The following is an 11,980-nucleotide window of genomic DNA, read 5'->3' on the forward strand; positions in this document are numbered from 1 at the left end:
TGTTCCGTGATCGCTGTCCTCTCTACCGCAAAGAACACGCGCCGCTATGAGTTCCACGCTGTTGTTATTCATCGTCTTGGCCGCCATGGGGCTGGCTTACTACATCGGGCGCCAACGCGCCATCAGCGTTGTCGGCGGCGCCGCTCAGATCAATCGCCTGCACTCGCTGCCGGCCTACTATGGATACTACGCAGCGCTCTGGGTCGGTCTCCCGGCGCTGCTGCTGCTGCTGCTCTGGGTTGGCCTGCAAGGGCACATCCTCACCGCGCTGACCCTCGCCGAACTGCCGCCGGAGGTCACCGCCGACCTCTCCGACGGGCAATTGAGCCTGCTGACCAGCGACATTCGTAACCTCGCCAGCGGTAATCTCATGGGCCGTGATCCGAGCCCAGAGGTCCAGGCCGCCGCGAATCGCTTTCAACAGTTGCAGCAGATAGCCAACCTCAGCCTCTGGGCGTTGACCGCCGCTTTTGTGCTGGCGGGCATGGCCTGGGCTTGGCAACACACGCAGCCGAGCTTTCGCGCCCGCAATCGGGTCGAATCGATCTTGATGCTGGTGCTCATCCTGTTTTCGTCGATCGCCATCCTGACCACCCTCGGCATCGTCCTGTCGGTGTTGACCGAGTCGATCCGCTTCTTTCAGATGGTGCCCTGGACTGAATTCCTGTTCGGCACCAAGTGGAGTCCTCAGATCGCGCTGCGCGCCGAGCAGGTCGGGGCTTCGGGCGCTTTTGGCGCCATTCCGCTGTTCACTGGCACCTTGCTGATCTCGTTTATTGCCATGCTGCTGGCGGTTCCGGTCGGGCTGCTCTCGGCAGTCTATCTCGCGGAATACGCGCCGCGTCAGGTGCGCGCCTGGGCCAAGCCGGTCCTCGAGATCCTCGCGGGCATCCCGACCGTGGTCTATGGCTTCTTTGCCGCCCTCACCGTGGCGCCCTTCATGCGCGGCTTTGGCCAGAGCATCGGCCTGGATATCGCCTCCGAGAGCGCGCTAGCGGCGGGTCTGGTGATGGGTATCATGATCATCCCCTTCGTTTCTTCGCTCTCCGAGGATGTCATCAATGCCGTGCCGCAATCGCTGCGCGACGGCTCTTACGCGCTCGGCGCGACGCAATCGGAGACCATTCGCCGGGTCATCTTCCCGGCCGCGCTGCCGGGCATCGTCGGCGGCGTACTCTTGGCGGTCTCGCGCGCCATTGGCGAGACCATGATCGTGGTAATGGCCGCCGGCCTGGCCGCGAATCTCACCGCGAATCCGCTCGAGAGCGTCACCACGGTGACGGTGCAGATCGTGACCTTGCTCACCGGTGACCAGGAGTTCGACAGCGCCAAGACCCTCGCCGCCTTTGCCCTCGGACTCACGCTCTTCGTCGTGACCCTGATCCTCAATGTGATCGCCCTGCATATCGTCCGCAAGTATCGGGAACAGTATGACTAAGACCACCACCGCCAGCGGCGCGAGCCGCAGCCCGCGTGAGATCGTCGAAGCCAGCCTGAAACGGCGTTACGGCGCTGAGCGTCGGTTCCGGCTGCTCGGCGCCAGTGCCGTCGTGCTGGGACTCAGCTTTGTCGCGATCCTCTTCATCAGCATCGTCAGCAACGGTTACACCGCCTTCTTTCAGACCTATCTCGAACTGCCCGTGGCATTCGAGGCAGAGACGATTGATCCCACCGGCGCCTTGCGTGATGGGGAGCTGGATGAGGCCGAGATCGCCAGTCGACTTCGCTCGGTGAATTTTCTCATGCTCGCCCGCGACGCCTTGCGTGCCGAGTTCCCTGAGGTGACCGGGCGCAGCGAACGGCGCAACCTGGATGAGTTGATGAGTCCCGGCGCGCCCCTGCAATTACGGGATCTGGTGGCGCGGGATCCGTCAGTGATCGGCAGCGAGCGCTCGGTGCGTTTGCTGGCAAACGACGATGTTGATGTCTTCATGAAGGGCCGGTCGACCCCGGTGTTGCGCGCTGAAGGGACTGGGATCGTCACGCTTGAGGGCGATGACCTGACGAAGACGGGCGCGGAGGTCGTGGTCCGTGTCTCGGATGAGGGGCTGAAACCGCTGCTCGAGCAGGCGCGCAAACGCTTGACCAATGCCGCCGATGCGCTCGCTCGTGAGCAGGAGCGCGTTGGAAGCGGGCGTGACAAACAAGCCGAGCGTCTGGCGCAATCGACCCTCGACGCCAAGGAGATCGCTGAGATCGAGCGTGAGATCGCTCGCAACGTCCGCGATATCGACCGACTCGAGGGGAAGATCAAGGGTCTGCGCGACGAGGCTGCTGGCAGCGATGAATTGGTGCTGAGCGCCGAGGCGCCAACCTTCTTGCTGCGCGTCAATGACGGATTGATCAAGCTGCTGGCTTTGGAGGCGGACAGCGCGCGCGGCGAGGTCTTGGTGCCGCCGGCCTCGATGACCCCCGCTGAGCCAGGCACTTGGCAGACCATTGAACTCACCACACCCCAGGATGCGCGCCGACTGACGGACCAGCAGGTCGCCTGGGTGTTGCAGTTGCAGCATGAGGGGCTGATCAGCAAGCGCTTTAACCTGCCCTTCTTCACCAACGGCACCTCGCGCGAGCCCGAACTGGCCGGTATTGCCGGTGCGGTCATGGGTTCCTTCTACACCTTGGTATTGACCCTGCTGTTCTCGTTCCCGATTGCGGTCGGCGCGGCGCTGTATCTGGAGGAGTTTGCGCCGAAGAATCGCTTTACTGACTTCATCGAGGTCAATATCAACAACCTCGCGGCGGTGCCCTCGATCGTCTTCGGTCTGCTTGGTCTGGCGGTGTTCATCAATTTCTTTGGTATCCCGCGTTCCACTCCGCTGGTGGCGGCCATGGTGCTGACCCTGATGACGCTGCCAACCATTATCATTGCCAGCCGTGCGGCGTTGAAGTCGGTGCCGCCCTCGATCCGCGAGGCCGCGCTCGGCGTTGGCGCCTCGCCACTGCAGGCGCGGCTGCATCATGTGCTGCCGCTGGCACTACCGGGGATGATGACCGGCACCATCATCGGCATGGCCCAAGCGCTGGGTGAGAGCGCGCCCTTGCTGATGATCGGTATGATCGCCTTCATCGTGGACGTGCCCCAAGGCTTCACCGATGCGGCCACGGTGTTGCCGGTGCAGATCTTCCTGTGGGCCGACAGCCCCGAGCGCGCCTTTGTCGAGCGCACCTCGGCAGCGATCATGGTGCTCTTGGCCTTCCTGATTCTGATGAACCTGACCGCCGTGCTGCTGCGCCGTCGCTTCGAGCGGCGTTGGTAAGACACTCTGGGTCATTAGGCGGCATGAATCAGCGGCAGCTCAGGTCATCAGAGATGGATAATCATCACTGCGGCCGGTTGCCACATTGATGTAAAACCTCATAAAGACCGCCGCGATGAATACCGAACAAGGCATTAACAATCCGCAGGAGACCGCGAACAACGGCGAGACGCCGGCCACGATCGGGTCTCGACAGTCATCTTCCGAGCCTCTTATGAATACGACCGCAGAAGCAATCGCCGTGAAGCCAATCGATGTCACGGCTGACAGTCTCGCTAAAGACCATTCCACGGCCACCACCGTGGGCGAGATCAGGTCAGCAGACCCAAGTATGGTGTGCCGAGACGTCAATGTCTGGTATGGCAACAACCATGCGATCAAGAACGTCAGCCTGGATATCGGTCGCAATGAGGTCATCTCGATGATCGGCCCCTCCGGCTGTGGCAAGTCGAGCTTTCTTCGCTGCCTGAATCGGATGAACGACACCATCCCGGTGGCGCGAGTGGAAGGCTCGATCAAGCTCGATGGCCAAGAGATCCAAGACCGTAGCATCGACGTGGTGCCGCTGCGCGCGCGGGTCGGCATGGTGTTCCAGAAGCCAAACCCGTTCCCAAAATCGATCTACGAGAATATTGCCTACGCTCCGCGCATCCACGGCCTGACCAATAATCGCGGCGAACTCGACGAGTTGGTCGAGACCAGTCTGCAACGTGCGGGCCTGTGGAAAGAGGTCAAGGATCGGCTGGATGCGCCCGGTACCGGGCTCTCCGGCGGCCAGCAGCAGCGCCTGTGCATTGCGCGGGCGATCTCGGTCTCGCCCGAGGTGATCTTGATGGACGAGCCCTGCTCAGCCTTGGACCCGATCGCAACTGCAATCATCGAAGAACTGATCGACGAGCTGCGCCAGCAGTACACGATCGCCATCGTCACACACTCGATGCAGCAGGCCGCGCGTGTCTCCCAGCGCACGGCGTACTTCCATCTCGGCGATTTGGTCGAGGTCGGCACCACCGATGATATCTTCAATCAACCGCAGCACAAGCTGACCGAGGACTACATTACTGGGCGCTTCGGCTAAGCTGTCGACGCCCCGGCCTGGCCGGGGCTATCGGTGCTCGCTCGGGATAGGAAGGCGCGGTGGTGATTAGGCGCGGCGCCGGCTGCTCAGGCTATCGATAAGCAGCTCGCGGTTGCGGAAGCGTACATCTTCACCCGTGATTACGTAGACCACCTGCTCGGCGATATTGTTGGCGTGGTTGCCGGTTCGCTCGAGTGCATGGGCCACCGTCAGCAGTCCGGCGAATTGGTTGCCGCTCAACCCCGCGGTGGGATCGAAAAGGGCGGTACGCAGTTGCTCGCTAGCCTCATTGAGCCGTGAGTCGGCTTGAAAGACGGCAATCGCCTTGTCGAGATCGGCCTCGACCAGACCGGTAACGGCACTCTGCAGTAGTTCGCAGTCGATGTCCATCAAGCGCCGCATGGCCTCGATAGCGGGTTCGGGTAAGGCTGGACTGCTTCCGGTCTCGAGCAATTTGAGACTGTGCTTGGCAATCCGCTTGGCCTTGTCGCCGGCCCGCTCAAGATCGCCGACAATGCGAGCGGTCGCCAAGACTAAGCGAAGGTCGATCGCCGTTGGCTGTCGCTTGGCGATGACCCGAAACACTTCCTCGTCTGCTGCCAGACTCAGCGAGTCGACCTCAGGATCGCGGTTGATGATCTCGTGCGCGAGTCCGTGACTGCTCGTTGTCAGCGCCTCGACCGCATCCTGCGTCTGCCGCACGACGGCGGAGACCATATCGACGACCAGACTGCGCAGATGGGCAAGCTCAAGGTCGTAGGCGCTTACAATATGATGATGCTCGTCAGACGGGTGCATCGGTTCTAGCCTCTGGTTTCAAAAATGGAATTGAATCTTCGCATAGATGCGTTTGGAAAAGGGGCTCTCTTAGGGACAATATTGACCCCATGGTCGACTTCAACGCTTCGCGACCCGAACGAGGAACTGAGTGCATGCGCCGAGATGTGCCGCCGACTGATCAGTGGCTGTGGCCAGGGTACCAAGCGTGTCTGTCGTCTGGTTGCCGCGGTCGGTCGCAGGCTCCGGCAAACCCAAACCCAAACGCAATCCCCATCTCCTGCTCGCCGTTGTTGACCGGGCTGGCGCGGGCCAGCTTTGTCGAATGGCGCTACTTTGCGGTGCTCTCGCCAGCCTTTCAGGGTATCGTCGGTCTGGCCCTGGTGAATCCCGAGCGTCGCTTTCGACAGATCGCAGAGGGAGGGCTGTTGTTGATTGTCGCTGGCGTCATTGATCGTCCGCGGCTGCCAGGCTCGGTCGCCGACGCTAGGGGAGCAGGTCCTTTGTTCGGCAATGAAACTGCCGAGCTGTGTTGGATGCATCTGTTCGCACCTGATGCTTGTCACTTTGATCGACCAGGCTCTGGCTCCAGCTCGGGAAAGGTTGGTGCTGGGGCTACATTGCGTGCTGACGATGTCCACTCTTGCGTGGAACTGCGCCAAGCGAGCGCGGCCGAGGCACAGTTACAGATCGAGGCGGGGCAGGGGCTTAAGCTCCGCCTGTCGCATCGTGGCTTGCCTGGAACCGGCTTGCCAAACGCGATCGATACCGGCATCGACGGCTGGTTTGGTCGCGCCCTTGGGGCACATTGGCAGGTTCAATGCCCAGCGCCGATGGCCTGGTCCGATGGCGAGTTGGCGCTTGAGCCGAGCTTTCTCGAGGGTCTGGCTGAAACGGCAGGCGGCATCAATCCCTGCTACGCGTCGGCGGCATTACGAGCGCGTGTCGCCTCGGGTCAGTCACCTGTCGTGGCCTGGCGTGCTGCGGCCGGCTATGCCGAGCACAGCCTTGGCATTCGCCCACTACCGCTGCAGGGCTGGGATTTCCTGTTCGTGCCCAAGCCCGAGACCAACGAAGCCCTGGTGCTGCAGACCTATCCTGGCAGCCAGGCGCTGCGCTACGTTGAGGTCTGTTGGCCGCAGGATGGGGCGCTACGTCAGTGGCGTTTTCCAGCCGAGAGCCTGCGTCTCGATTGGCCCGAGCAGATTCGCGATCCTGTGCTCGGTGTGTCTCGGCCATTAGGGCGACGCATCGAGGCCGAGTCTGGCGGGCTGCGCTTGAGCCTCGACAATCGGGTGCTGCATCGGATTCCGCTGTTACGTCGTCAGCGGCTCGCGGTGCGGCATTTCTTCATCAGCGAGGAGATCGGTATCGCCGATTGGCGCCTCAGCGATGACGCTGGCCAGGTACTTGCCGAGGTAAAAGGCCAGCCCTGCGGCGGCGAACTTGCGCATCGTCGCCTATGGGTTCCACCGGCAGTCTGAGCGCCGGCAACGATGAACAGGGCGCCGAACAGGGATATGCGCATCGGCCCAGCCTTCCTTGCTGAGTCCACCTAGGGTCCACAGCGTCCAATACGCCACCCATCCAGACCAAGGTCATCGTTTATGACCCATAACCCTCCTACTGACGGTGATCCCAGTCGCATGCCCTTTAAAACGAAGGTGACCTGTAAAAACGGCGAGCAGCGGACGGTCGAGATCCATCACACGGAGATCGATGATGGCTGTCTCGGTGCGTTCATCGATGTCAGCGACCATCAGCGCACAGAGCGGCGCGAGCGCGAATTGCAGGCAGGCCATTTTGCGCGACATCCTGAACGACACGCCATTGCCGGCCATCGCCATGCGCATTGTCCGCGCTGCCGAGGCCGCGTTTCCAGGCGGCCTGGGTCACCCAAGACGACATCGCCAAGCTCTCGCCCGAGGAGCTGAAGATCATGGAGGACGGCGAGATTCAATCCATGCTTGCCATGCCATTGTTCGAAACCGAGCAGATGCACGGCCTCCTGGGGCTCGATTATGTGCGAACGCGAAAGCAGTGGACCGACTTTCAGATGCGCCTGTTGCGGTTGGTGGCCGATATCATTAGCGCAGCGCTTGAGCGCGATCGGCTCCAGCGCGCCTTGCATGTGCAGGCCTATCAAGATGTGCTGACCGGACTCGCCAACCGGCGGGCGTTTGACGAACGGCTGCGCGCCGAGATGGATCGGGCAAGACGCTATCGCCAGGTGTTTGCCCTGCTGCTGTTCGACATCGACCGCTTTAAGCGCATCAACGATACCCATGGCCATGCGGTCGGCGACCAGGTCTTGCAAACCCTGGCGAAGGTGATGCTCCAGCGACTGCGTCAGAGCGATGGCTTGGCGCGCTGGGGCGGTGAGGAATTCGGTCTTCTGCTGCCCGAGACCGATGCCAGTGGTGCCTTGCGGCTGGCCGAGCAGTTGCGCCAGACGATTGCCGAAGCGAGCTTTCCCGTCATCGAGCGACTCACCGTGAGCATCGGTGTGACCGAGTTCGCCCAGGATGACAGCATCGATAGTCTGTTTCGACGTGTCGATCAGGCGCTGTATATCGCGAAAGAGCAGGGAAGGAATTGCTGCAGGCTGAGCCCAAGACTTTGATCTGACAACTTTTCCGATCCGGCGCAGGATCTTCTTGACCTCGGCGACGGCGAAGCGATGCCGACCACGCAGGCTGGTACCCGGGCGCTGAGCGGCCACCTCGCCCATCTGGATCCTCCGGACGTCGTCCTCGACCCAGCGCTCCGGCTCGAAGCGTGCGCGGTCTGTGCGTCCGTTCCTCTGTTGGCAAGCGCCAAGTGTGCCGGAAGATGAGGCGTTCTCTGAACATCCGACCTGTCCTATGGTTCCAGCATAGGCGAGGATGGGAGCCGATTCTTTGCACCAGAACGCGAGATGAGCTCGAAGACCGCCGCGCTGAGATCGAGCAGGCCCAGGCGCGCTTAGAACAGGTGCAGGCAGATCTAGAGCACCGGCACCAGAAAGACATCAAAACAGCCCCAGAAAGGTCGAGACGACGATGCATCGGGCCGCATGAATGACGGCTTTCTACGCATCAGATCGGCGTTTAGCCTTTCCGGTCTCGAATCAGGGCGTTCCCGGATCTTCTGATCCTGTCTTACCGCGCGCTGGCTTGTGTGGCTTGGGGATCAGCGCGAACAAGGCCGCCGGGGTGGTCTCGTTGACGCGCGCGAGGGTCTTGAGATTGGTCTTGGGGTCGTTGATACGGATGCCAGCCTGTTCGAGCGCCGCGACCATGGCCTCCAGATCAAGCCCCAGCCGTTGCGCCAGCACCGGCAGCTGTGTCGCCTCGGCGCGGGCATAGGGCGGGCGCTGTTCGGCATCCCGCGCCCACATCGACTTCGCTGCATCGTTGAGATCGAACAACCAGCTTACCGGCGGAAGCGCGAACAGCGCCCCGATGGTGAGCAGGACGGTGACGATGAGCGAGGTCACCAACTCCCGCTTCAGCGTCAGATGGCCACTGATGCGGGTCGCCAGGTATTTCTTGAACGGCTTCCAGTTGTAATACAGATGCAGCGCGCCAGCGACGATGAACAGGGCGCCGAAGAGGATATGCACATCGGCCCAGCCCTCCTTGCTGAGGCCGGCGAAGCTCCACAGCGTCCAATGCGCCACCTGTCCGGAGGGGACGATATAAAGCACGATGCCGGTGATGGTCAGCAGCAGAAACGACCAGGTCACCAGAAAGGCGACGAAGGAGCGAGCGGGCTGAGGATTCTTGGCCAGCGTGCCCAGCCTGTGCGTGGCGTCGCCCAGCCACCATAGGCTCAGACCCAGCGCCAGCAGGAAGGCCAGCAGTGCCCATTGCGCCAGTGACAGCCCAAGGATCACCAGGGCCAGGTCCTCGCAGAAGCCGGTGGCCATGAACAGGTTCGGTTGCAGTCGGCCGAGCCATTCGACAAAGTGCTCGATCGGTCCCATGTCCGGACCGAGACAGGAGACCGTGCCCTCCGGCTGCGCCTGCAGCCAGGTCTGGAAACCAGCGGTGGCCGCGCCACCGGCCGCCGCCAGGGCGGTGAGGGCGCCACTGACGCGCCGCGGCCAGCCGCTGGTGAAGGCCGCGATCAGCGCCAGCGGCGCCATCAGCATGAACAGCAGGCGCTGGAAGATACACAGATGGCAGGGCTGAAGTGCCAGCCATTCGGTCAACAGGATGCTTGTCAGAGCAAGTGCAGCGCTGCCGGCGGCGATGTGCAGCCATGGCCAGCGATTCGAGGTCGGGAACATGCGTGTCTCCGGTTTTCCGTGAAGCGCGATTGATGATTTTGGGCTGACCGCATCGCGGTCTATGTCGACCTCCCGATGGTTCCCGCGCGCGGGCTCTCGAATCGGAAAGCCGTTGAAAGCGAAGCGCTAATGCCAATGTCAACAGCGCGCGAGCGGCTGGTTCGCTGCGTCGCGTTCAGGTGCGATCCCTGTTCAGGCGCTATCGATCAGTACCCCGGCAACCACCAACAACAGCACACCGCAAGCGGCGCGGCCGAGCGCCAGCCCGCGATTGCTGCCGAGGGCATCGAGCCAGCGCTGCACCAGCGACAGCGAACCGGCGGCCAGCAGCACGCCGGCCAGATGACCAAGCACGAACAGCACCAGCAGCACGCTCGGCAACACCAAACCGGTTGCCGCCTGCATGCTGGCGACACCGAGCACCGGTGCGATCCAGGCGAAGGCGCAGGGGCCGAGCGCGAGCCCGAACACCAGCCCGAGCAGCAGCGCTGTCCAAGGGCCACGCTTGGCCGGCTGCGGCAGCCCGCGGCCGAGCTGCGGCAGCGGCAGCCAGTCGAGCAGATAGAGCCCGCCGAAGATGCAGAAGACAGCGGCGAGATAATTGCCCGAAAAGCCCAGATCGCCGGCTAGGCGCCCGAGCAGCAGCGCGGCGATGGCCAGTGGGATCAGGCTCAGCAGGGTGCCTAGGCCGAAGGCGAGGATGATGGCGGCCCGCCTGCCACCCTGATCAGCGCTCGAGTGGGCTGTTAGACCGTTCACGCTCACCTGGCCTGACGCAGCCGGGGCGAGTCCATGCGGCGACGTCGCGGCCAGGTCCGCGTCGTTGCAAGCGCTGGAGTTGGTGATCACGCCTGCTTGTCGCGGCTTCTCGCCCGACCTTGCGATCGGCACGGACGCGGTGGCAGGCGTCGTCGCCAGCCAGCCGACGATCAAGGGCACGCCGGCGAGATGACAGGGACTCAGCCAGATGCTCGCCAGGCCCCAGGTCACGGCGGCTGGCAGTGCCAGCATCGGGGTGCCGGCGAGGGCATCGGAGATAGCGGCAAGCGCACTCATCGGGCTGTGTTCGCCGGCTCGCCAAGATCGACGCCCGCATCAGCAAAGCGCCCGAGCAGCGCATCGGCCGAGATGAAGCCGAGATGCCGATCCACCTCCGTGCCATCGGCATCGAGCAGGATTTGGGTCGGCATGGCGCGGATGCGCCACTGCTCAGCCAGGTCGCGCTGTTCCATCAGGTTGATCGAGACGACCTGCAGCGTTTCCGGATGCGTCTTGCGCAGGCGCTCGAGCTGATGCTGCATCGCGCGGCAGCTCGCGCAACTGTCCATGCCGAACTCCATCAGCGTCGGACGGGGCTGCGCGAGCGCTGCGGCGAGTGTGGGGCCGTCGCGCTCCTCGGCCAGCGAAGGCGTTGCGGCGTCGCCGCCAAGCCAGCGGTTCAGCAGCATGCCGCCGCCGATCAGGACGGCGGCCAGGCCCAGGGTTAGGATGCGTGTGCGGGTGTTCATCATCGGTTATCCATTCACAGGCCGCGCTCGTACCAAGCCTGGGTGCGCAGCACTACGCGCACTAACAGCAGCATCACCGGCACCTCGATCAGCACCCCGACCACGGTCGCCAGCGCGGCGCCAGACTCGAAGCCGAACAGCGCGATGGCGGTGGCGACCGCCAGCTCGAAGAAGTTGCTGGTACCGATCATCGACGAGGGGCCGGCGATGCAATGCGGCGAGCGCAGCCAGCGATTGGCGAGGTAGGCGATGAGGAAGATCAGCCCCGATTGGATCAGCAAGGGCACCGCCAGCAGGCCGATGATCAACGGCTGTTGGATGATCTGCTCGCCCTGAAAGCCGAACAGCAGCACCAAGGTTGCCAGCAAGGCCAGCAGTGAGATCGGATGCAGCCGTTCCAGCACGCGCGCCAGCGCGCCCCCTTGCGGATCGGCACGCAGCAGCAGCCGGCGCCAGAGGGTGGCGATCACCAGCGGCACCACAATGTAGAGCAGCACCGACAGCAGCAGCGTTTCCCAGGGCACGACAATCGCCGTCAGCCCGAGCAGCAGCGCCACGATCGGGCCGAAGGCAAACACCATGATCAGGTCGTTCAGGGCGACTTGGGCGAGGGTGAAGTGCGGCTCGCCGCGCGAGAGATTGCTCCAGACGAACACCATCGCCGTGCAGGGTGCGGCGCCGAGGATGATCATGCCGGCGATGTAGCTGTCGATCTGCCCGGCCGGCAGCCAGGGCGCGAACCACTGGTGGATGAACAGCCAGGCCAGCAGCGCCATCGAGAACGGCTTGATCGCCCAGTTGACCACCAGTGTCACCACCGAGCCGCGCCAATGCTGAGTCACGCCCGACAAGGCGGTCAGATCCACCTTCAGCAGCATCGGGATGATCATCAGCCAGATCAGCACCGCCACCGGCAGGTTGATCTGTGCGACCTCGAGGGCGCCGATGGTCTGGAAGGCATCGGCGGCGAAATGCCCCAAGCCGATGCCGGCCAGGATGCACAGCGCCACCCACAGGCTCAGATAGCGCTCGAACAGGCCCATCTCGGCGCCGGCGGCTTGCTTGCCGGCGACCTCGCACTGGC

At 63.2% G+C, this 11,980-nt stretch carries 10 protein-coding genes and 2 pseudogenes; 6 read left to right on the forward strand and 6 right to left on the reverse strand.

Features of this window, described 5'->3' with window-relative positions; translation table 11 throughout:
- The first annotated feature begins 46 nt into the window (after positions 1 to 46).
- The 4 genes and pseudogenes from pstC (at position 47) to pstB (ending at position 4,338) form a co-directional block, all read left to right on the forward strand.
- Entirely contained in the window at positions 47 to 1,438 is a 1,392-nt protein-coding gene (gene pstC / locus VBE63_RS13805; RefSeq protein WP_323683609.1) for a phosphate ABC transporter permease subunit PstC, read from the forward strand.
- A pseudogene (locus tag VBE63_RS13810) lies at positions 1,431 to 1,937 on the forward strand (DUF3333 domain-containing protein); the annotation flags it as partial. The gene pstC and the pseudogene VBE63_RS13810, both read left to right, overlap by 8 nt.
- A gap of 528 nt (positions 1,938 to 2,465) precedes the next feature.
- A pseudogene (gene pstA / locus VBE63_RS13815) lies at positions 2,466 to 3,260 on the forward strand (phosphate ABC transporter permease PstA); the annotation flags it as partial.
- Between the two features lie 214 nt (positions 3,261 to 3,474).
- The gene (pstB, locus tag VBE63_RS13820; RefSeq protein WP_416274556.1) at positions 3,475 to 4,338 is read left to right on the forward strand and encodes a phosphate ABC transporter ATP-binding protein PstB; all 864 of its coding nucleotides are present in this window, start codon (positions 3,475 to 3,477) and stop codon (positions 4,336 to 4,338) included.
- 66 nt (positions 4,339 to 4,404) lie between these two features.
- Here the strand turns inward: pstB and phoU are convergent, their stop codons facing one another.
- Positions 4,405 to 5,136, reverse strand: a complete 732-nt coding sequence (gene phoU / locus VBE63_RS13825) for a phosphate signaling complex protein PhoU (protein WP_323683610.1) — start codon at positions 5,134 to 5,136, stop codon at positions 4,405 to 4,407.
- Between the two features lie 269 nt (positions 5,137 to 5,405).
- Between phoU and VBE63_RS13830 the strand changes: the two genes are divergently transcribed.
- Entirely contained in the window at positions 5,406 to 6,599 is a 1,194-nt protein-coding gene (locus VBE63_RS13830) for a hypothetical protein (protein ID WP_323683611.1), read from the forward strand.
- A 114-nt stretch (positions 6,600 to 6,713) separates the two neighbouring features.
- Here the strand turns inward: VBE63_RS13830 and VBE63_RS13835 are convergent, their stop codons facing one another.
- Complete coding sequence (locus VBE63_RS13835) at positions 6,714 to 6,962, reverse strand: hypothetical protein (protein WP_323683612.1); 249 nt, start codon at positions 6,960 to 6,962, stop codon at positions 6,714 to 6,716.
- Positions 6,963 to 6,967: 5 nt separating this feature from the next.
- Here VBE63_RS13835 and VBE63_RS13840 point away from each other — a divergent pair, with 5 nt between their 5' ends.
- Positions 6,968 to 7,738, forward strand: a complete 771-nt coding sequence (locus VBE63_RS13840; RefSeq protein WP_323683613.1) for a sensor domain-containing diguanylate cyclase — start codon at positions 6,968 to 6,970, stop codon at positions 7,736 to 7,738.
- Between the two features lie 486 nt (positions 7,739 to 8,224).
- Here the strand turns inward: VBE63_RS13840 and VBE63_RS13845 are convergent, their stop codons facing one another.
- From VBE63_RS13845 to arsB, 4 genes are all read right to left on the reverse strand, one after another.
- On the reverse strand, positions 8,225 to 9,388 hold the full coding sequence (locus tag VBE63_RS13845; protein WP_323683614.1) for a disulfide bond formation protein B: 1,164 nt from the start codon (positions 9,386 to 9,388) through the stop codon (positions 8,225 to 8,227).
- Between the two features lie 192 nt (positions 9,389 to 9,580).
- Positions 9,581 to 10,444, reverse strand: a complete 864-nt coding sequence (locus VBE63_RS13850) for a cytochrome c biogenesis CcdA family protein (protein ID WP_323683615.1) — start codon at positions 10,442 to 10,444, stop codon at positions 9,581 to 9,583.
- Complete coding sequence (locus VBE63_RS13855; RefSeq protein WP_323683616.1) at positions 10,441 to 10,899, reverse strand: thioredoxin family protein; 459 nt, start codon at positions 10,897 to 10,899, stop codon at positions 10,441 to 10,443. Before VBE63_RS13855 ends, VBE63_RS13850 begins: the two co-directional genes overlap by 4 nt.
- Positions 10,900 to 10,910: 11 nt before the next feature.
- A partial coding sequence (arsB, locus tag VBE63_RS13860) for an ACR3 family arsenite efflux transporter (protein ID WP_323683617.1) occupies positions 10,911 to 11,980 on the reverse strand: 1,070 nt, incomplete at its 5' end.

The sequence above is a fragment of the Lamprobacter sp. genome (assembly GCF_034860625.1).
Classification (GTDB): Bacteria; Pseudomonadota; Gammaproteobacteria; order Chromatiales; family Chromatiaceae; genus Lamprobacter.

Coding starts and splice junctions, on each gene's coding strand:
- pstC (WP_323683609.1), top strand. CDS start 47: ATGAGTTCCACGCTGTTGTTATTCATCGTCTTGGCCGCCATGGGGCTG.
- pstB (WP_416274556.1), top strand. CDS start 3,475: ATGAATACGACCGCAGAAGCAATCGCCGTGAAGCCAATCGATGTCACG.
- phoU (WP_323683610.1), bottom strand. CDS start 5,136: ATGCACCCGTCTGACGAGCATCATCATATTGTAAGCGCCTACGACCTT.
- VBE63_RS13835 (WP_323683612.1), bottom strand. CDS start 6,962: ATGGCGATGGCCGGCAATGGCGTGTCGTTCAGGATGTCGCGCAAAATG.
- VBE63_RS13845 (WP_323683614.1), bottom strand. CDS start 9,388: ATGTTCCCGACCTCGAATCGCTGGCCATGGCTGCACATCGCCGCCGGC.
- VBE63_RS13850 (WP_323683615.1), bottom strand. CDS start 10,444: ATGAGTGCGCTTGCCGCTATCTCCGATGCCCTCGCCGGCACCCCGATG.
- VBE63_RS13855 (WP_323683616.1), bottom strand. CDS start 10,899: ATGATGAACACCCGCACACGCATCCTAACCCTGGGCCTGGCCGCCGTC.